General features: G+C 66.6%; 8 protein-coding genes. 5 read left to right on the forward strand and 3 right to left on the reverse strand.

Features of this window, described 5'->3' with window-relative positions:
• Positions 1 to 282: 282 nt before the first annotated feature.
• From dsbD to dsbG, 3 genes are read left to right on the forward strand one after another with little or no spacing between them, the layout of a single operon-like run.
• Complete coding sequence (dsbD, locus tag A4C63_RS11390; protein WP_063913075.1) at positions 283 to 1,998, forward strand: protein-disulfide reductase DsbD; 1,716 nt, start codon at positions 283 to 285, stop codon at positions 1,996 to 1,998.
• Positions 1,998 to 2,834 carry a TlpA disulfide reductase family protein gene (locus A4C63_RS11395; protein WP_063912749.1) on the forward strand — a complete coding sequence of 279 codons (837 nt, stop codon included), beginning with the start codon at positions 1,998 to 2,000 and terminating at the stop codon, positions 2,832 to 2,834. The genes dsbD and A4C63_RS11395 overlap by 1 nt, the downstream gene beginning before the upstream one ends.
• A 1-nt stretch (position 2,835) precedes the next feature.
• Positions 2,836 to 3,594, forward strand: a complete 759-nt coding sequence (gene dsbG / locus A4C63_RS11400) for a thiol:disulfide interchange protein DsbG (RefSeq protein WP_063912750.1) — start codon at positions 2,836 to 2,838, stop codon at positions 3,592 to 3,594.
• Between the two features lie 286 nt (positions 3,595 to 3,880).
• Here dsbG and A4C63_RS11405 read toward each other — a convergent pair whose 3' ends face one another.
• The gene (locus A4C63_RS11405; protein ID WP_063912751.1) at positions 3,881 to 16,834 is read right to left on the reverse strand and encodes a non-ribosomal peptide synthetase; all 12,954 of its coding nucleotides are present in this window, start codon (positions 16,832 to 16,834) and stop codon (positions 3,881 to 3,883) included.
• Between the two features lie 356 nt (positions 16,835 to 17,190).
• Here A4C63_RS11405 and A4C63_RS11410 point away from each other — a divergent pair, with 356 nt between their 5' ends.
• Complete coding sequence (locus A4C63_RS11410; protein WP_015271130.1) at positions 17,191 to 17,721, forward strand: RNA polymerase factor sigma-70; 531 nt, start codon at positions 17,191 to 17,193, stop codon at positions 17,719 to 17,721.
• Positions 17,722 to 17,774: 53 nt separating this feature from the next.
• On the opposite strand, the gene A4C63_RS11415 is transcribed toward A4C63_RS11410, so the two are convergent.
• Both A4C63_RS11415 and A4C63_RS11420 read right to left on the reverse strand, forming a co-directional pair.
• Positions 17,775 to 18,800: a GNAT family N-acetyltransferase gene (locus A4C63_RS11415; protein ID WP_063912752.1), complete on the reverse strand. Its 1,026-nt coding sequence runs from the start codon at positions 18,798 to 18,800 to the stop codon at positions 17,775 to 17,777.
• A 63-nt stretch (positions 18,801 to 18,863) separates the two neighbouring features.
• Complete coding sequence (locus A4C63_RS11420) at positions 18,864 to 19,664, reverse strand: ABC transporter substrate-binding protein (protein ID WP_063912753.1); 801 nt, start codon at positions 19,662 to 19,664, stop codon at positions 18,864 to 18,866.
• A 173-nt stretch (positions 19,665 to 19,837) separates the two neighbouring features.
• Here A4C63_RS11420 and A4C63_RS11425 point away from each other — a divergent pair, with 173 nt between their 5' ends.
• Positions 19,838 to 20,389 carry an exonuclease domain-containing protein gene (locus A4C63_RS11425; protein WP_063912754.1) on the forward strand — a complete coding sequence of 184 codons (552 nt, stop codon included), beginning with the start codon at positions 19,838 to 19,840 and terminating at the stop codon, positions 20,387 to 20,389.
• Positions 20,390 to 20,424: the final 35 nt, after the last annotated feature.

A 20,424-nucleotide genomic window follows, 5' to 3' on the forward strand; every position in this document is an offset into this window, starting at 1 on the left:
ACAACTGAGTTGGCACAGGCAAAGTCAAGCCGACAATATGTCGCGGCATGTCTGGGATATGGGGCGGAATTTGCGCTGTGGCCGGTAGGTGATCGTCTTGAGATTTTCAGCGCCTGGGAGATCGAGCGCCGCGCGGGCGGCGCTCGATCTCCCGGGCGCAGACAATCCCACGGCAAACACCTGCAAGCCCTGATGCGCCCCCTGAGCAAAAACCAGAGTTAACCTTGGGTTAATCAACCCAAGCCAGCATGACCTCCTTCAATGTACTGCCAAGGCGAAGACATGCGCGTCCTCCTGCTCTTCCTGACACTGCTGCTGGCCGGCCCGCTGCAGGCCAACCCGTTCGATGTCAAACCGGCATTCCTGCCGGTCAACCAGGCCTTCGTGCTGACCCACGACCGCCAGGCTGATGGCCAGATGCGCCTGTTCTTCCAGATTCAGCCAGGCTACTACCTGTATCAGAAGCGCCTGAAGTTCGACGGCCTGGCTGCCGAACAGCACCCGCAACTGCCAGCCGCCCTCAACCACCACGACGAATTCTTCGGTGACAGTGCGGTGTACCGCGACCAGCTCGAACTGCTGCTCCCGGCCAATGCCCAGGGTCAGCTGCGCCTGGGCTGGCAGGGCTGTGCCGACGCCGGCCTGTGCTACCCGCCGCAAACCACGCTGATCGACCTGGGCGGCAGTGTGGCGCCAGCGGCCGAACAAGCCTCTGACCAGGCCCTGGCCAGCGACCTGCAACAAGGCCACCTGGCCTGGAGCCTGCTGGCGTTCTTCGGCCTGGGCCTGTTGCTGGCCTTTACCCCCTGCACGCTGCCGATGCTGCCGATCCTCGCCGGGCTGGTACTGGGCAATGGCGCCAGTGCCCGGCGCGGCTGGGTACTGGCTGGGGTCTATGTACTGAGCATGGCCCTGGTGTATGCCGCCCTGGGCGTGGTTGCCGCGCTGCTGGGCGCCAGCCTGCAGGCCTGGCTGCAGCAACCCTGGCTGCTGGGCAGCCTGGCGGGGCTGTTCGTGCTGCTGGCCCTGCCGATGTTCGGCGCCTTCGAACTGCAACTGCCCGCCGCTGTGCGTGACCGCCTCGACCGCGCCGGGCAAGGCACCCGTGGCGGCAACCTGTATGGCGCGGCGCTGCTGGGCGCGCTGTCCGGCCTGCTCATGGGCCCCTGCATGACCGCGCCGTTGGCCGGCGCGTTGCTGTACATCGCCCAGAGCGGCGACGTGCTGCAGGGGGCGCTGGTGCTGTTCAGCCTCGGCCTGGGCATGGGCGTGCCGCTGCTGTTGCTGGTGACCCTGGGCAACCGCTACCTGCCACGCCCGGGCGCCTGGATGAACCGGGTCAAGGGCGTGTTCGGCTTCGTGTTCCTGGGCATGGCGCTGTACACCGTGCGCGGCCTGCTGCCCGCGGCCTTGCTGCTGGCCCTGAGCGGCGCCTTGCTGATCGCCCTGGCCTGGGCTGCCTGGCCGGCCCTGCAGCGGTTGCCGGCGTTGCGCGCAGTGCCGCTGCTGGGTGCCCTGTGGGGTGGCCTGCTGCTGGTGGGTGCTGCGGCCGGTGGCGACGACCTCTGGCAGCCGCTGCGCCCGTTCGCCGGTGGCGCTGCTGCGCCGGCCGCCGGCCAGCACGCCGAGGACGCCTTCGTCACCGTCAGCCGCCCCGAAGACCTGCAACGCGAACTGGATGCGGCCAAGGCCCGTGGCCAGTGGGTGATGCTCGACTACTATGCCGATTGGTGCGTGTCGTGCAAGGTCATGGAAAAACAGGTGTTCGCCCGCAGCGACGTGCAGGCCGGCCTGGCCGGCGTGCACCTGCTGCGCCTGGACGTGACCGCCGACACCCCGGCCAGCCAGGCCCTGCTGCAGCGTTACCAGGTACCCGGCCCGCCCAGCATCATCTGGGTCGGCCCGGAAGGCGACGAACGCCGTGCGCGGCGCATCACCGGTGAAGTGGATGCGGCCGCCTTCCTGCAACACTGGACCCAGACCAGGAGCCAAGGCTGATGCTGACCGTAACCCTCGGGCCACTGACCATGGCCCTCAACCACCTGCTGATGCTCACCGCCCTGGTGATCGCCAGCGTGGTCGGCTGGTGGGTCGCCCGGCGTGGCGGCGAGAGCCCGGAATCGGCACTGTTCAACCTGTTCCTGGTCGGCCTGCTGTGCGCACGTGCCGGCTTCGTGCTGGCCTACTGGCCGATGTACCAGGACGACCCGCTGCAGATCATCGATATCCGTGATGGCGGCTTCCTGTTCTGGTCGGGCCTTGCTGGCATCGTGCTCGGCGCACTGTGGCAGGGCTGGCGCCACCCGGGCCTGCGCCGCCCGCTGGGCTGGGCGCTGTTCAGCGGGGCGTTGTTCTGGGGCCTGGCCAGCCTCGGCGGCCATTTGTACAGCAAGGGCACCGAACTGCCAGAACTGAGCCTGCGCAACGCCAGCGGCCAATCCATAGCGTTGCACAGCTACCGCGGCAAGCCGCTGGTCATCAACATCTGGGCCACCTGGTGCCCACCCTGCCGACGCGAAATGCCGGTGCTGCAACAGGCGCAAAGCGCTTACCCGCACGTGACCTTCCTGTTCGTCAACCAGGGCGAAACCCCGGAAAACGTCAGCACCTTCCTCGCCACCACCGGCCTGAGCCTGACCCACGTGCTGTTCGACGGTACCGGCCTGCTGGCCCAGCGCGTCGGCTCCATGGCCCTGCCCACCACCCTGTTCTACGACGCCGACGGGCGGCTGATCGGCAGCCACCTAGGCGAGCTGTCCCGGGCCAGCCTGCGCCACGCCCTGGAGCCTTTCGACCGGGCCACCGTGCCCGCCCCTGCCGCACAAGGAAACTGACATGCGATTGACTGCACTGCTGCCCCTGTCCCTGGCCCTGCTGGCTGCCCCCACCCTGCAGGCCGAAGAGTTGCCCAAGGCGATTCAACAACTGCAAGCCAAGGGCGCCGTGATCAAAGGCAGCTTCGACGCCCCCAACGGCCTGCGCGGGTATGCCGCCGAGTACCAGAATAACGGCCTGGCCCTGTACCTCACCCCTGACGGCAAGCATGTACTGGTCGGCAGCCTGTTCGACGAACAGGGCAAGGACCTCAGTGCCGAGCCGCTGAAAAAGCTGGTGTATGCGCCGATGAGCAAGGAAATCTGGGCGAAGATGGAGAAAACCGCCTGGATCGCCGACGGCAAGGACGATGCACCGCGCAAGGTGTACCTGTTCAGCGACCCCAACTGCCCGTACTGCAACATGTTCTGGGAACAGGCGCGGCCGTGGGTGGAGTCGGGCAAGGTGCAGTTGCGCCATATCATGGTCGGCATCATCCGCGAGGACAGCCCGGGCAAGTCGGCGGCGCTGCTGGCGGCGAAAGACCCGGCCCAGGCACTGCACGAGCATGAAAAAGCAGGCAAGGCCAGCAAGTTGAAGGCACTGGAGCAGGTGCCGGAGGCGGTGCAGCAGAAGCTGGCGGCGAACATGGCGCTGATGGAAGAAATGGGCTTGCAGGCGACCCCGGCGATTTTCTATCAGGATGACCAGGGCAACCTGCAGAGCCAGCAAGGCGCACCACGGCCGGAGTTGCTTGGGAAGATTCTCGGCAAGCGGTAGCGCATGTCGGGGGTTTTGCGGTGAGGCGTAGATCGAGCGCCGCCCGCGCGGCGCATCGCGAGCAAGCTCGCTCCTACATTTGTTTCGGGCCAATAATTCCTGAGGCAGAGGCGCGCGGCCCCTTGGCGTCCATCACGCTATTGTGCCGAACAAACAAGGCGGTCGCGCGCGTTGGCACAGGCGTTACTGGCCCGAAACAAATGTAGGAGCGAGCTTGCTCGCGATGCGCCGCGCGGGCGGCGCTCGATTTCCGCCGCCCCGCAAAACTCAAGGCGAAACCCTAACCCTACAACCCCTCCAGCTCCGCCATCAGGTCACTGAGCCGGTCTACCTTGTCGTCATCCAGCGCACTGCCCTGCAACCCCTGCACATACTCGGCCAGCTCCTCTACCGTGCTGCACTCGAACATCGCCCGTAGCGGCACGTTCAGTTGTAATTCCTTCTGCACCCGCGAGGCGATCTGCGTGGCCAGCAGCGAATGCCCACCCAACTCGAAGAAGTTGTCGTGCACCCCTACCCGCTCGGCCTTGAGCACATCGGCCCAGACACCGGCCAGTACCTCCTCCAGCTCGTTGCGCGGCGCCTGGTAGGCCTGGCTGTGCTGGCCACCGATGTCGATGGCCGGCAGGGCCTTGCGGTCGAGCTTGCCGTTGGCGTTGTGCGGCAGGCTGTCGAACCAGCCCCAGTGCAGCGGCACCATGTACTCCGGCAACTCGGCACGCAGGCGCTGCTTGAGCTGCTCCAGCAACACAGCGTCGGCTGCAATGCCCTGATGCGCCACCAGGTAGCCCACCAAGTGCTTGCCATTGGCGCCCTCCTGCACGCCAACGGCAGCGTCGCGGATCTCCGCCTGCTCGTGCAGACGGGCTTCGATCTCGCCCAGTTCGATGCGGTAGCCGCGAATCTTTACCTGGTGGTCGATGCGCCCGACATACTCCAGCACCCCGTCCGGGCGCTGCCGCGCCAGGTCACCGGTGCGGTACAGGCGTTCGCCCGGCGCACCATGAGGATGGGGGATGAACGCCAGCGCCGTGCGCACCGGGTCGCCGACATAACCACGGCCCACGCCGGTGCCAGCCACGCACAGCTCGCCCACCGCCCCCAGTGGCACCAGCGCCTGGTCCTCGCCGAACAGGTACAGGCGGTTGTTGTCGGTCGGCGTGCCGATCGGCAGGTAGCTGCCACGGGTCGAGGCGGCATCGACGCGGAAGAACGCCACATCATCGGAGCACTCCGCCGGGCCATAGGCGTTGACCAGGCCGATCTGCGGGTAACGCTGCAGCCACTGCGCTGCCAGCTCCGGTGGCATGGCTTCGCCGGTCGGCAGCATCCAGCGCAACCCGTCGAGCGCCTGATGGTCGTTGGCCAGCATGCCCTGGATCAACGACGGCACACTTTCCAGTACGGTGATGCCGGTAGCCTGCACATGCGTCAGCAGGCCCTGCGGGTCATGGGCGATGGCGTTCGGCACAATCTCCACTTTGGCGCCGAACAACGGCGCGGCAAGGAACTGCCACACGGAAATGTCGAAGCTCTGCGAGGCCGTCTGGGCGACCACGTCCTGCTCGCTGAGCGCCAGGTACGGCACCTTGCTCAACTGGTTGTTGAGCATGCCGCGCTGCTCGACCATCACCCCCTTCGGCAGGCCGGTGGAGCCTGAGGTGTAGATCACATAGGCGAGGTTATCCGGCCCGCTGTGGATGCCTGGGTTGTGGCTGGCAACGGCACTGGCCTGGATGTCTTCCCAAACCAGCAGCTGCGGCCGTGTCGCCAGCTCCAGCTCATCCAGCAACAGCTGCCCTTGCTCAGCACAGGCTGCACTGCACACCAGCACCGGCGTGCCGCTGAGCTGGATGATGCTTTGCAGGCGCGCTGCCGGCAGGCCAGGGTCCAGCGGCAGGTAGCCAGCGCCAGCCTTGAAGCTGCCGACGATCATGCCCAGCAACGGCAACCCGCGTTCGGCCAGCAATGCCACCGGCTGATCCACGCGGACCCCGGAAGCCACCAGAGCATGGCCCAGGCGGTTGGCCGCCAGGTTCAGCCCGGCGTAGTCATAGGAGGCTTCCAGGCAACGGGCCACAGTACGCTGCGGATGCGCGGCCACTTGTGCTTCGAACTGCGCGATGTAGCTCTGCTCCAGCGGATAAGACCGTTCGGTACGGTTGCAGTCTTCCAGCAGGAAGCGCTGTTCTTCGGTGCCAAGCAACGGCAGTTCACCCACCTCCCCTTCAAAGCCCTGCACCAGCGCCAGCAGCAGGCGCTTGAACTCGGCCAGCAGGCGCTCGACGGTTGGGTAGTCGAAGTAGCGCTGGTCGAACGACAGGTGCAGGCCGAGGTCATCGCCCGGGTAGCACACCGCCGTGAGCGGGAAGTTGGTGTGGGTACGGCCCGAGTCGGAACTGGCATTCAGGTGCTGGGCGTGGTCGAGCACGGCGGTTTCCACCGGCGCGTTCTCGAACACGAACAGGCTGTCGAACAGCGGCTGACCCTTGGGCAGTTCGCTGCATTCCTGGATCGCCACCAGCGGCAGGTATTCGTACTCGCGCAGCTCCATGTTGCGCTCCAGCAGGCCTTGCAACCACTGGCGCACACTGCAGCGCTCACCGGCAACCGGCAACTGCACGCGCAAGGCGACGCTGTTGATGAACAGGCCGACGGTACGCTGCATCTGCGGCATGCTCACCGGGCGCCCGGCCACGGTCACGCCAAAGGCCACGTCGCGGTCGCCGCTGTAGCGCGCCAGTACCAGGGCCCAGGCCGCCTGGGCAAAGGTGTTGACGGTGAGCTGGTGGGCCTGGGCCAGTTCGCGCAGGCGCACGCCGTCGCTTACTGCCAGGCGGGTGTAGCAGTCACCGACGATCATGCCGCTACCGGCATGGTCGTGGCGCAGCGGGCGGTCGCTGGGGATGGAGGTGGCGCGCTCGAAGCCAGCCAGGTTGGCCTGCCACCAGGCGCGCGCGTCGTCCAGGCCCTGGCGTTGCAGCCAGCCGATATAGTCGCGGTAGCGCGGCGGCACCGGCAGTTGGGCCTGACGGCCTTCGCCAAGGGCCTGGTAGACCTCGAAGAAGTCGTTCATCAACAACGAGCGGCACCAGGCATCGATGAGGATGTGGTGGTTGCTCATCATGAACCAGTAGCGCTCGTCGGCCACACGCACCAGGCGCAGGTGGAACGGCGCCTCGCTGAGCAGGGCGAAACCCGCCTCGCGTTCCTGCTTGTGCAGGGCCTGCAGGCGCTGCTCCTGGGCGTCGTCATCGAGGCCACGCCAGTCCTGGTAGTCCACCGGTGTGTTGCCCGGCTTGTGGATGATCTGCAGCATCGCCTCGCCGGTATTCCAACTGAACGATGCGCGTAGCGCTTCGTGGCGCGCCACTACCGCCTGCCAGGCCTGGGCGAAGCGCTCGGGGTCGAGCGCGCTGTTGATGCGGTAGCGGTCCTGCATGTAATAGAGGCCGGTGCCCGGCTCCAGCAGGGTGTGCAACAGCATGCCCTCCTGCATCGGCGTCAGCGGGTAGACGTCCTCGATCTGCGCAGCCGGTACCGGCAGCGCGTCGATCTGCGCCTGGGTCAGGTGCGCCAGCGGGAAGTCCGACGGCGTGAAGCTGCCGTTGCCATCAGCCAGGCAATGCTCGACCAGTGCCAGCAGCTCCTGGCGATAAGCCTCGGCCAGGCGGGCGATGGTCCGCTCGTCATAGCGCTCGGTGCTGAAGGTCCAACGCAGTTGCAAGGCACCGCCATACACCTGGCCATCGACACTCAGCCAGTTGGGCAGCGGTGCATCGAGGTCGTGGGCCAGGCCGGCCGGGGCGTCCATTGGCTGGAACAGGGCAGAGCTGTCGAACTGCTGGTCGAACTGGCCCAGGTAGTTGAAGGTGATACGCGCCTGCGGCAAGGCCGCCATCTGCTCGCGCCCGGCCTCATCCGCCAGGTAGCGCAACACACCGTAACCCAGCCCTTTGTGCGGCACCTGGCGCAGCTGCTCCTTGATGCGCTTGATCGAACCGGCCCGCGCCGCGTCGTCCTCGCCAGGCAGCGGGCGCAGGCTCAGTGGATAAGCGTTGGTGAACCAACCGACGCTGCGGGTCAGGTCCATGTCTTCGAACAGCCCGTCGCGGCCATGGCCTTCAAGCTGTACCAGCACTTCTTCGTCACCGCTCCAGCGGCACAGGGCACGTGCCAGCGCGGTCAGCAGCAGGTCATTGACCTGGGTGTGATAGGCCGCCGGGGCCTGTTGCAGCAACTGCCGGGTCTGCACCACATCCAGGCCGATGGCCAGGGTACGGGCGTGACGGTGCAGGTTGCCGCCCTGCGGGTGATCGCATGGCAGTTCGCGGCGCACACCACCCAACTGGCCTTGCCACCAGCCCAGCTCGTCGCGCAGCGAATCGCTGCCGGCGTAGCTGGCCAGGCGTGCGGCCCAGTCGCCCATGGCATGGGTCTTGGCCGCCAGCGGCTGGCCACGGTACAGCGCCTGCAGGTCTTCCAGCAGCACGCGCCACGACACGCCATCGACCACCAGGTGATGGATCGCCAGCAACAGGCGCTGGCTGCCTTGCCCGTCCTTTACCAGCAAGGCGCGTAACAGCGGGCCCTGCTGCAGGTCGAGGCTGCGTTGCAGGTCGGTGTACAGCGGTTGGCAATCGGCGAAGTCGGCAACCGTGGCTGTCCATAGCAATTGCCCGGTGCCAGGCTGGGCATATTCGGCCTGCCAACGGCCCTGGGCCTGGCTGAAGCGCAGGCGCAGGCTGTCGTGGTGCTGCACCAGGGCGGCCAAGGCGTGCTCCAGTACCCCTTCATCCAGCGGCTTGCGCACCTCCAGCAGAACGGCCTGGTTCCAGTGCTGCGGCTGTGGCACTTCACTGTCGAAGAACCAGTGCTGGATCGGCGTGAGGCCGGTCTGGCCCTGGCGCTGGCCCTGTTCGATGCTGCTGGCGGCTTCGCTGTGCCGAACGACGGCCGCCAGGGTCTGGATGGTCTGATGCTGGAACAGGTCGCGCGGGGTGAACTGCAAACCGGCCTGACGGGCCCGGCTGACCACCTGGATGGACAGGATCGAGTCGCCGCCCAGCTCGAAGAAGTTGTCCTGCACGCCGACCCGGGCAACGTTGAGCACGTCGCACCAGATCTGCGCCAGTTGCGCTTCAACCGGGTTGCCGGGCGCCTGGTACTGCTGGCGAGCCTGCTCCAGGTCCGGCAGCGGCAGCGCACGACGGTCGAGCTTGCCGTTGCCCATCAGCGGCAGGCTGTCGAGCAGCACAAGGTGCGCCGGCACCATGTAGTCCGGCAGGTGCTGGCGGGCATCGGCCTTCACCGCGTCGCGCAGCAGGCCCTGGGCCTCGCTGTCGGCAGCGGCCTGCTTGCACACCAGGTAAGCCACCAGCTGCTTGCCGCCCGGCAAGTCGAGGGCCAGCACCACGGCTTCATCGACATCGGCATGCGCCTGCAGGCGGCTTTCGATTTCGCCCAGTTCGATGCGGAAACCGCGAATCTTCACCTGCTGGTCGGCGCGGCCGACGTACTCGACCAGGCCATCGCTGCCCAGGCGCACCAGGTCACCGGTGCGGTACAGGCGCCCGCCTTCGCTGCTGAACGGGTCGGCGACGAAGCGCTCGGCGCTGAGGCCCGGGCGGTCGTGGTACCCCTGGGCCAGGCCGGCACCGCCGACATACAGCTCGCCAATACCGCCTTGTGGCAACAGGGCAAGGTCCTCGTCAAGGATGTAGGCCGTGCGGCTACCGATGACGCGGCCGATCGGTACGCTGCCAAGCTCCGCTGGCAGTGTCTGTGGTGCCAGGCAGGCCAGCGGCATGACCACGGTTTCGGTCGGCCCGTAGGCGTTGAAGAACTGCTGCGGCGCGAAGGCCTGGCGGATGCGCTGCAGGTGTTCGCCGGTCAGCGCTTCACCACCGGTAATGACCAGGCGCACGGGCAACTGCTCGCCCTGCCCGGCCAGGTACTGCGCCAACTGGCTACCGTAGCTAGGCGTGAAGCCGAGGATGCTCACCTGCTGCTCGCGCACCAGCTGACAGATGTCTTCGGCACCCCACTGCCCCTGGGCACGCAACACCACGCGGGCGCCACACAGCAGCGGCACCCACAGGCGTTCGCTGGCGGCATCGAAATTGATCGAATAGAAGTGCAGCTCGCAGTCATCGCTGCGCATGCCGAACGCGGCGATCACCGCCTGGCAATGCATGGCGAACTCGCCGTGGCTGACTACCACGCCCTTGGGCTTGCCGGTGGAGCCGGAGGTGTAGATCAGGTAGGCCTGGTGCTGCGGCAGGTTGAGGTTGTCCAGCGGCGCATCGCTGTAGGCCGACAGGCTGGCGCTGTCGTCCTCCAGGCTCCAGCGCGCCACGCCTTCGGGCAGCTCGCCCAGGGTTTGCAGCAGCGCGCGCTGGCTGAGCAGCAGGCCGATGCGGCTGTCTTCGATCATGTAGCGCAGGCGGTCGAGCGGATATTCGGGGTCGAGCGGCACGTAGGCGCCGCCCGCCTTGAGGATGGCCAGCAGGCCGACGACCATTTCCAGCGAACGCTCCAGCGCCAGGCCCACGCGCACCTGCGGGCCGACGCCACGCTCGCGCAGGGCGCGGGCCAGGCGATTGGCCTGCTGGTCGAGTTCGGCATAGGTCATGTGCTGGCCGGCGAAGGTCAACGCACCTGCACGCGGCGTGCGCGCAGCCTGGGCGGCGAACAGGCCGTGCAGGGTCTGGCCGAGGTCGAGGTCTTGCTCGCCCTGCAACTGGCCCGCCAGCACCTGCTGCTCGGCGCTACTCAGCATCGGCAGCTCGCACAGGCGCTGCTGCGGGTTGTCGAGCAGGCCGGCCAGCAGTTGCTGCCAGTGCTCGGCCATGCGTGCGATGCGTGGTTCGTCGAACAGGTCACGGCTGTAGGTCAGGCAACAACCCAGGCGGCCGTCGAGGTCGGTCACCTCCAGGTACAGGTCGAACTTGGTGGCGCTGGCGTCGTTGACCAGGTAGTCCACCTGCATGCCGGCCAGCAGGCGGCTTTGCTGGAAGGCCCAGCGCTGCACGTTGCACATCACCTGGAACAGCGGGTTGTAGGCGCTGCTGCGCGGTGGCTGCAGGGCTTCCACCAACTGGTCGAACGGCAGGTCCTGGTGCGACTGGCCTTCGATGGCAACCTGGCGCATCTGCTCCAGCAACTGTGCGGCGCTCATCTGGCCGTCCAGCTCGCAACGCAGCACCTGGGTGTTGAGGAACGCGCCGATCAGCCCTTCGCTTTCCGGGCGGATGCGGTTGGCCACCGGCGCGCCAATGCGCAGGTCACGCTGGCCGCTGTAGCGGTGCAACAAGGCGGCCAGGGTGGCTGTCATGGTCATGAACAGGGTCAGGCCGCGCTGGCTGTTGAAGGCATGTACGCGGGCGACCAGCGCCGGGTCGAGCTCGAAACGGTACAGCTCGCCACGGTGGCTCTGCACTGCCGGGCGCGGGCGGTCGGCAGGCAACGCCAGCACCGGGTGTTCGTCGCCCAGGCGATCCTTCCAGTAGGCCAGCTGGCGGGCGCCCTCGCCGCTCTCCAGCCATTGCCGTTGCCACACGCTGTAGTCCAGGTACTGCACCGGCAGCGGCGCCAGCGGCGATTCGCGGTCATCGACGAAGGCCTCGTACAGCTCGCCCAGTTCGCGGGCGAAGATGTCCATGGCCCAGCCTTCGGTGACGATGTGGTGCAGGGTCAGTACGAAGAAGTGCTCACGCTCCTCGGCTTTGACCAGGCAAGCGCGCAGCAGCGGGCCGCGCTCCAGATCGAACGGCTGGTGCGCCTGGTCGTCGGCCAGTTGTTGCAGGCGTAGTTGGCGGGCATCGGCGGGCAAGGCGCTGAAGTCCTGCCAGTCGAGGTGCAGGCTGCTGTCTTCGGCCACGCACTGGTACGGCACGCCATCGATGCTGGGGAAGGTGGTGCGCAGGGTTTCGTGGCGCACCACCAGCGCCTGCAGCGCACGCTCGAAGGCATCCACATGCAGGGTGCCGCGCAGGCGTGCCATGCCGCCGACGTTGTACGCCGGGCTGTCCGGCTCCATTTGCCAGAGGAACCACATGCGCTGCTGCGAGTACGACAGCGGCACCGCCTGACGGCGGTCGACACGGGCGATTGCGCCTTGCAGGTTGTGCCCACCGGCAGCGCGGATACGCGCGATCTCGGCACAGAAGGCGCCCAGCTCGCTGGCTTCGAACAGGGCCTTGAGCGGTAGCTCGACATCGCAGGCCTGACGCGTGCGCGAAACAATTTGAGTGGCCAGCAGCGAATGGCCGCCGAGGGCGAAGAAGTCATCCTGCAGGCCGATGCGCGGCAGGTTCAGCACCTCGCGCCAGATGGCGGCAACCTGCTGCTGCAGCTCGGTTTGTGGCTCGACGTGCTCACGCTGCTGCCACACCGGGGCCGGCAATGCCTTGCGATCGACCTTGCCGCTGGGGCCCAGCGGCATCTGCGCCAGCGGGATGAGTTGTGCCGGCACCATGTAGGCCGGTAGTTGTTCAGCCAGCACCGTCAGCAATGCATCAGGCTGGGCGCTGCCACTGTAGTAACCGACCAGTTGCGCGCCGACGGCATCCTTGTGGATCAGCACCAGTGCCTGTTCGACCCCCACTTGCGCCAGCAGGCAGGCCTGGACTTCCTCGGGCTCGACCCGGAAGCCGCGCACCTTGACCTGCTGGTCGAGGCGGCCAAGGTACTCCAGCGCCTCGGTCTGCACCTGCCAGCGGGCGCGGTCGCCACTGCGGTACAGGCGTTCGCCATTGCCGTCGGCCCGGGGCACGAAGCGCTCGGCAGTGAGGCCCGGGCGGCCCAGGTAGCCACGGGCCAGGCCTGCACCGCCGAGGTACAGTTCGCCCGGTACGCCAGGGGCCGTCAGTTCCAGCTCGTCGTCCAGCACGCGGCACAGCACATTGCCCAACGGGCGGCCGATCGGCGAGCGCTCGCCATCGGTAGCCTGGCAGTGCCAGTGGGTGACGTTGATGGCGGTTTCGGTCGGGCCATAGCGGTTGTGCAATTGCACCTGTGGCAGCACCTGCAGCACGCGGTCACGCAGCGCGGCAGACAGCGCTTCGCCACCGGAGAACAGCCGGCGCAGGCTGCTGCAGGCACCCGCCTGCGGCTCCTGGATGAACACCTGCAACAGCGGCGGCACGAAGTGCAGCGTGGTCACGCCATGGGCCTGCACCAGCGCGGCGATGCGCTGCGGGTCGCGGTGCTCGCCGGGGCCGGCGAGCACCAGCTTGCAACCGGTCAGCAGCGGCCAGAAGCATTCCCACACCGATACGTCGAAACTGATCGGCGCCTTCTGCATCAGCACGTCGCTGTCATTCAGCGCATAAGTGGCCTGCATCCACTGCAGGCGTTCGGCCAGTGCTGCATGGGTATTGCCCACGCCTTTTGGCTGGCCGGTGGTGCCGGAGGTATAGATCACGTAAGCCAGGTTGTCGCCATGCAGGTGCAGGCCTGGCGCGTGGGCGGGCCAGCTGTCCAGGTGCAACTGGTCGAGGGCGATGGCGCTGACGCCCTCGACCTGTGGCAGCCTGCCCAGCAGGTTGCTGTGGCTCAGCAGCAGGCCAGCGTTGCAATCGGCGAGCATGTAGGCCAGGCGCTCGGCCGGGTAATCGACGTCCAGTGGCACATAGGCGCCACCGGCCTTGAGGATGGCCAGCAAGCCGACCAGCAGCTGCGGCGAACGCTCGACGGCGATGGCCACGCAGGTGTCGGGGCCGACGCCTTTGTCACGCAGGTAGTGGGCCAGACGGTTGGCTTGCTGGTGCAGCTCGGCGTAGTCCAGGCTGCCACCGTCCCACACCAGGGCGGTGCGCTGCGGGGTCAGGCGTGCCTGTTCATTGAGCTGCTCGACCAGCAGACGCTGTGGCGCCGCTACCGGTGCCTGGCCCCAGCTCAGCAGTTGCGCGCGGCCAGGCTCGTCGAGCAATTGCACCTCGCCCAGCGCCCGCTGCGGCTCGGCGCACACCTGCTCCAGCAGGGCCAGCAGGTGCTGGGCCAGGCGCTTGACGGTGCTGGCGTCGAACAGTTCTGCGGCATAGTCGAAGGCCAGGCTCAGGCGGCCCTGGTGGTCTTCCTCACTGTGCAACTGCAAGTCGAACTTGGCTTCGCGACTGTGCCACGGCAGTTCTTCGGCCAGCAGGCCCGGCAGGCGGCGCAGGGCAGACAGGTCACGTTGCTGGTGGTTGAACATGACCTGGAACAGGCCTTGCTCGCGAGCCTCGGGCAAGGCTTCGACCAGTTGCTCGAACGGCAGGTCCTGGTTGGCTTGGGCGTCCAGGGTGGCCTGGCGCACCTGGGCCAACAGCTGATCGAACGGCAGGCGGCCATCAAGTTGCGCACGCAGTACCTGGGTATTGATGAAGAAGCCGACCATACCTTGGGTTTCCAGGCGCGGGCGGTTGGCGTTGGGCACGCCGACACGGATATCGGCCTGGCCGCTGTAGCGGTGCAGCAGCGCCTGCCAGCCGGCCAGCAGGACCATGAACAGGCTGGCCTGCTGTTCGCGGGCCAGGCCCTTGAGCGCCTCGGTGAGCCTGGCCGGTACCTTGAGGCTGAAGCGGGCGGCACGGTGGTCGCGCTGGCTGGCGCGCGGGTGGTCGGTGCACAGGTCGAGCACCGGTAATTCGTCCCCCAGGCGCACCTGCCAGTACTGCAACTGACGCTCGGCTTCGCCTGCGCCCAGCCACTGTCGCTGCCAGGTGCCGTAGTCGGCGTAACCCAGGGTCAGCGCTGCCAGGCTGGCCTCAAGGCCTTGGCAACGGGCGGCGTACAGTTTGGCGAATTCGTCGAGCAGGATGTTCAGCGACCAGCCATCGGCGACGATATGGTGCAGGGTCACCCATAGCTGATGGTGTTCATCGTCAAGGCGCGCCAGGGTTACCCGCAGCAATGGCCCACGGGTCAGGTCGAACGGCTGGCGGGCCTCGGTTTCACGCTGGGCGGCGACCTGTTCGGCGGCCTGGCCTTCGAGGTCCAGACGGTGAAGGTTGAACGCCTGTTGCGGCAGGATGCGCTGCAGGGCCTGGCCGTTCTCTTCGGCAAACAGGGTACGCAGCGATTCGTGGCGCGCCACCAGCGCCTGGAAGGCTGCTTCCAGGGCGCTTTCGTCCAGCTCACCACGCAGTTGCAGGCCGGCTGGAATGTTGTAGGCCGCCGACTGCGGGTCCAACTGCCATAGCAGCCACAAGCGGTTTTGCGCCAGCGACTGGGGCAGCGCCTGGGCGCGCTCCAGGGTGGCGATGGCGACGACCTGGCCACCGCCTTCGGTGATGATCGCGGCCACGGCCTTGGCGTAATCAGCCAGTACCGGTGCCTCGAACAAGGTGCGCAGGCCCAGGTTGATGCCCAGTTCATCGGCCAGGCGTGCGGTGGCGTGGGTGGCGGCGATGGAATTGCCGCCCAGCAGCAGGAAGTGGTCGTCTGCCGCCACCGCCTCGACCTTGAGGATGTCGCGCCACACACCGGCGATGCGTGCCTGTAGTTCATCGCTGGCTGCCCCCGTGGCAACGGGCTCGCCCACCTCAGGGAAGCGGGCATAGCAGTCCAGGCTGCCATCGTCCATGCGCAGGCGGCAGGCCGAACGCTGCAGCTTGCCGCTGGAGGTCTTGGGCAGCGCGCCCGGGTTCAGCAGCAGGACCACCGCCGGGGCCTGGCGGCAGGCGTCGGCGATCACCTGGCGCAGGGTCTTGATCAGGTCCTGGGGTTTGATCGCCTTCTGCACGTTGCGGCTGACTTCCACCGCCACGCCGATGCCCTCCTCGCCTTGCTGCTCAACGGCGAACACCGCCACCCGGCCTTTGCGCAGCACATCCACTTCGCGCTCGAGGGTTTTTTCCAGGTCCTGCGGGTACAGGTTCTGCCCACGCACGATCAGCATGTCTTTCAGGCGCCCGGTGACAAACACTTCGCCTTCGCGCATGAAGCCCAGGTCGCCGGTACGCAGCCAGGTCTGGCCGTCCATCTCGACGAAGGTGCGGGCACTGGCCTCGGGGTTGCGCCAGTAACCCAGGGCGATGCTCGGGCCGCCGGCCCAGATCTCGCCCACCTGGTTGTCGCCCAGCACCTGCTGGCGTTGTGGTTCGACAATGCGCACGGCATGCCCGGGCTGCGGGTAGCCACAGCTAATCAGCACACTGCCCTTGCCAGGTTCCGCACGGTTGGCGGCGAAGGCTTCGGCGTCCAGCTCCAATGCGGCGATGCCCTGGCCACGGCGGCTGCCGCTGACGAACAGGGTCGCCTCGGCCAGGCCGTAGCTGGCGAAGAAGCTCTGTGGGTCGAAGCCGCAGGCCTGGAACTTGTCGGCGAAGGTCGCCAGGCTGTCCTGGCGGATCGGCTCGGAGCCGGAATAGGCCACCCGCCAACGGCTGAGGTCGAGCCCGGCCAGCGAGGCTTCGCTGACCCGTTCGCTGCACAGCCGGTAGGCGAAGTCGGGGCCGCCGCTGATGGTACCGCCGTATTCACTGATGGCCTGCAACCAGCGCAGCGGCCGAGCCAGGAAGTAGCCCGGCGACATCAGTACGCAGGGCACGCCACTGAAGATCGGCTGCAGCAGGCCGCCAATCAGGCCCATGTCGTGGTAAAGCGGCAGCCAGCTGACGATCACGTCGTCGGGGTTGAGGTCGATGCCAAAGCCTTGGCGGATCAGTTGTTCGTTGGCCACCAGGTTGCCATGGCTGACCTGCACACCCTTGGGCAATGCGGTGGAGCCGGAGGTGTACTGCAGGAAGGCGATGTCATCACCCTTGAGCGCGGGCTCGCGCCAGTTCGCAGCCAGCGCCGGGTCCAGGCCATCCACCGCCAGCAACTCGGGTGCGTTGGCCGCCGCCAGGGCCTCCAGGCCCTGCAGGCTGCCGTGCAGTGCCGCAACGGTCAGCAGCAGGCGCGGCTCGGCGTCGTCGATGATCGACAGCAAGCGCTGCTGGTGGTGCTGGCGCGCGGACTCCGGCGGGTAGGCCGGCACTGCAATCACACCGGCATACAGGCAGCCGAAGAACGCCGCCACGTAGTCTGGCCCGCTGGGGAACAGCAGCACTGCACGGTCGCCCAAGCCGGCTCGGGCCTGCAAGGCAGCGGCGATGGTGCGCGCACGCTGGTCGAGGTCCCGATAGCTGAGCACGGCCTGCTCGCCGGGCGCGTCGGCCAGAAAGCGCAAGGCGACTTTGTCCGGGGTCTGCGCGGCGCGTTGCGCCAAGGCCTGGACCAGCGAGAGCGGGAGTTCGAAGGCGTCCGTCATGGGGTGTTCCTGCCAGTGTCTGGTTGGGTCGGGCCGGCTGCTGCGCGAACGTGGCGCGGCGGCGTGTGGCGGCCTGGGGTGTACACAGGGGAACGGATGGGCGGGGGGAGAAATTAGCGGCGGTGAGGCTTTGGGGCGCGTGAGGGTTGCCGGGTGTTTGCCTTGAGAGATCTCACAGGCGCCGAAAGTGCCCCGACATGCACCCAACCACCCCCTCCATCTTAGAACTGAAACTGCATGAAACTAATTACATTTCGCATTTGACAATTATTATCATTCTGAATAGCTTGTCGCCCGTCGTAGGAAGCTTCCCAACTTTGGGAGCGTCCTTTCCCCTCTGTGACAAGGTGATTTCCATGGCGGAACAACTATCCACAAGTAAGTGCGATTCACCATTACTGCAGGCCTTCGTCGACAACCGCAGCATCCTGGTCAAGATCGCTGCCCGCATCACCGGCTGCCGGTCGCGCGCCGAAGATGTGGTGCAGGACGCCTTTTTCCGGCTCAGCGCCGCCCCGCAGATCACCTCGTCATTCAAGGCACAGCTGAGCTACCTGTTCCAGATCGTGCGCAACCTGGCCATCGACCACTACCGCAAGCAGGCCATGGAGTTGAAGTACTCCGGCAGCGAGGAGGAAGGCCTGAACGTGGTCGTGCAAAATGCCTCCCCCGAAGCCACCCATATCAACCTTGCCGCGCTGGATGACATTGCCGAAGCGCTGAACGAACTGCCCCAGCGCACCCGCTATGCCTTCGAGATGTACCGCCTGCATGGCGTGCCGCAGAAGGACATTGCCAAGGAGCTGGGAGTGTCGCCGACGCTGGTCAACTTCATGATCCGCGATGCGCTGGTACATTGCCGCAAGACGGCCAGTCGCCAGGCCTGATCAAGCAGAGTTCGCTTCTTCGCGAGCACGCCCGCGAAGAAGCCACCTCGATATCAAGCCAGTTTGCAGCGGTCGAAAAACCGTTCCCGCCCCAGAATCATCAACGCCGCACGCTTGTGCGGGAAGTCGAACTCCTTGTCGCAATGGAAGCACTGGTCGTGCATGTAGCCGATCATCTTGCCGTTGTCGGCACGCGGCTCGGCCACCACCCGCTGGGTGCGCGGGTCATCCAGGAACAGGTAGTGCACCAGCGCCGATAGCCAGCTGGCCACCTTGTGCGGCCCGCGGTGGCTCTCCTCCCCTACCAGCATGTGGATGCCACGGTCATAGTCATCGGCCGGGTAGAACGGCGCGATGCGGTCTTCCTTGGCCCAGTACGCCTCAAAGTAGGCAAACGGCTGGTCATCGAAGCAGCCGATCAGCGTCAGGGTATGCGGGTCGGCCTCGAGCTTGCCCAGGTACTCGCGATGCTGCGCAAGGGTGCCACCCTCCTGCCAGAACGCCTCCACCCGTGGGTTGTTCTGCCAGCGATTGAAGCGCTCCAGGTCATGCTCGATTTCCAAGGTACGCAGCGACACCCAACTGCCCAGGCGTGCATCGAAGCGCCGGTACACCTCGCCACGGGGCTTGGGCGCACGGCGCGGGTGGCGCTTGCCGTTGCTGATCTGCATCTGCTGCGGGTATGCCTCGTTGGCCGACTCGCCCAGCCACGGCTGCGGTAGCTGCCAGAACAGTGCCCGCTCGCACAGGTATTGGCCAGGCTGCTGGTCGGCCAGGAGCAGGCCACTGGTCAATGCCCGAGACAACGCCTGGGGCAACGCCTCGGGCAGGTGCCAGGCAAGGCGCTGGCAGGCCGTATCACGGGCCAGCAGCCAGTAACAGGCGGCCCACAAGGCCTGATAGGGGCGCTCGGGGCACAGGCGCTCAAGGTGAACATGCAGGGTAGCACCCACCTCCAGGCGCAACTGGATCAGCGGGCGGCCTTCGAGGGACAGGCTCAGCCAGCTGTCGCCCTCCTCGGCACTGAGGCTGCGCCAGCGTGGCACTGACTGGGGCTGCGAAGCGGCATCGAACGGCATGGGCTTGACTCACGGCAATGAAGAAAAGGCTCACTGCTGAGAACGTTGCCGCAACGCGCGAATTTAGTCGTGTGGTGCGGCCACCGTGATGCGGTAGGGCTCGAAGATGCGCGTCAGCTCGCCACTGTCGCGCAGGGCGCGCAGCAGCGCCGCGAACGACTGCTCGCCGATGGGGGCCCCCGGGCGCAGCAAGGCGTAGTGGTGGTAGACCTGGTCAATGCGCTGCGAGGGCACCAATTGCTCCCGGCTGGCCGGGTTGCGCGCCAGGAAATCGCTGAGGTAGGAGCGCGTGACCAGGGCAATGTCGGCGCGACCGGCCTGCACCATCCGCAGGTTGCTGTCGTGGGAATAGGTCAGGGTCGCGCTGTAGGTCGTGCGCAGGTATTCCGGGTCGGCGTTGAAACCGGCAAACGCATAGTGATAGCCGTTGAACAGCGCCAGGCGCTTGCCACGCAGGTCGTCGAAGTAGTGCGGGTCACGGCCGTTGACCTGGCGTGCGACGAATACTTCGGCATCTTCCAGGCCCATGTCCACGGTCTGGTGGGCAATCTGTTGCCAGCCCCACTCCGGGTTCTCGAAAATGGCCATGTCGGTGCGGCCTTGCTGGAAGTCACCGAAACGCCGCTGGATGGACGTGGGTACCAGAACGAAGCGGTAGTGCTGCTGCGCACGGTTGAGCGCGTCGACCAGTTGCGGTAGCAGGCCGGTGTCGGCGCCCTGCTCCGGGCGCACGGTGTAGGGCGGGAAATGCGCCGCGCCAATCTTCACTTCTACGGTACCAGCCGCCCATGACGGCACCGCCAGCCAGAACACAGCCAGCAGCATCAGGGAAGACAGGGCCTTGAGGCCGGGCGCTGGAGTCAAGACGGACACTCATCACGGTTCATGCCTGGGTCCGCCTAAGCTAGGCGTTTTCCGGGCCGGATACAACTGCCGGTTATGTGGCCCTTTGTGCCAAAGCCGCGGGCAAACTGCCAGGGGGTGCCGGATGCCCGGAGTTTGGCTACGCTCTAGCAGGATCTGCAAGGGAGCCTGGTATGGGCCATTGGTTGGTGATCGACCTGGAAGCCACCACCGACGATGGTGGGTGGCCGGTCACAGAGATGGAAGTCATTGAAATCGGCGCAAGCCTGGTTACCCGCGAAGGCCGCGAGGTCGACCACTTCCAGCGCTTCGTGAAGCCCCGCCGGCGGCCACAGCTGACCCCGTTCTGCCGCGAGCTGACCCACATCAGCCAGGCCAGCGTGGACAGTGCCGCATCGTTCCGCGAGGTGTGGGCAAGTTTCGAGCGCTGGCTCGGGCACCACCGCGGGCAGCTTCAGGCATGGGTCAGCTGGGGCGACTACGACCGCCAGCAGTTGCACCAGGAATGGCAGCAGCATGGGCTGGACAGCCTGCTACGGACCCTGCCGCACATCAACCTCAAGCAGCGCTTCGCCAAGGCTCGCCACCTGCAGCGTCCCGCCGGCCTGAACGGTGCCCTGCAGCTGGCCGGCATGCACTTTTGCGGGCAGCAGCACCGGGCCCTGGAAGATGCACGCAATACCGCGCGACTGCTGCCGTTGAGCCTGCCTGCGGGGGCTACCTGAAAGCAGATGACGGGGCCCGTGGGCTTGGGCATACT

Origin of the sequence: Pseudomonas sp. p21, from assembly GCF_001642705.1 — a bacterium.
GTDB lineage: Bacteria > Pseudomonadota > Gammaproteobacteria > Pseudomonadales > Pseudomonadaceae > Aquipseudomonas.

Bases quoted from the DNA above. Each gene is read 5' to 3' on its own strand.
- A4C63_RS11410 (WP_015271130.1), top strand. From the start codon at position 17,191: ATGGCGGAACAACTATCCACAAGTAAGTGCGATTCACCATTACTGCAG.
- A4C63_RS11395 (WP_063912749.1), top strand. From the start codon at position 1,998: ATGCTGACCGTAACCCTCGGGCCACTGACCATGGCCCTCAACCACCTG.
- A4C63_RS11415 (WP_063912752.1), bottom strand. From the start codon at position 18,800: ATGCCGTTCGATGCCGCTTCGCAGCCCCAGTCAGTGCCACGCTGGCGC.
- dsbD (WP_063913075.1), top strand. From the start codon at position 283: ATGCGCGTCCTCCTGCTCTTCCTGACACTGCTGCTGGCCGGCCCGCTG.
- A4C63_RS11425 (WP_063912754.1), top strand. From the start codon at position 19,838: ATGGGCCATTGGTTGGTGATCGACCTGGAAGCCACCACCGACGATGGT.
- dsbG (WP_063912750.1), top strand. From the start codon at position 2,836: ATGCGATTGACTGCACTGCTGCCCCTGTCCCTGGCCCTGCTGGCTGCC.
- A4C63_RS11405 (WP_063912751.1), bottom strand. From the start codon at position 16,834: ATGACGGACGCCTTCGAACTCCCGCTCTCGCTGGTCCAGGCCTTGGCG.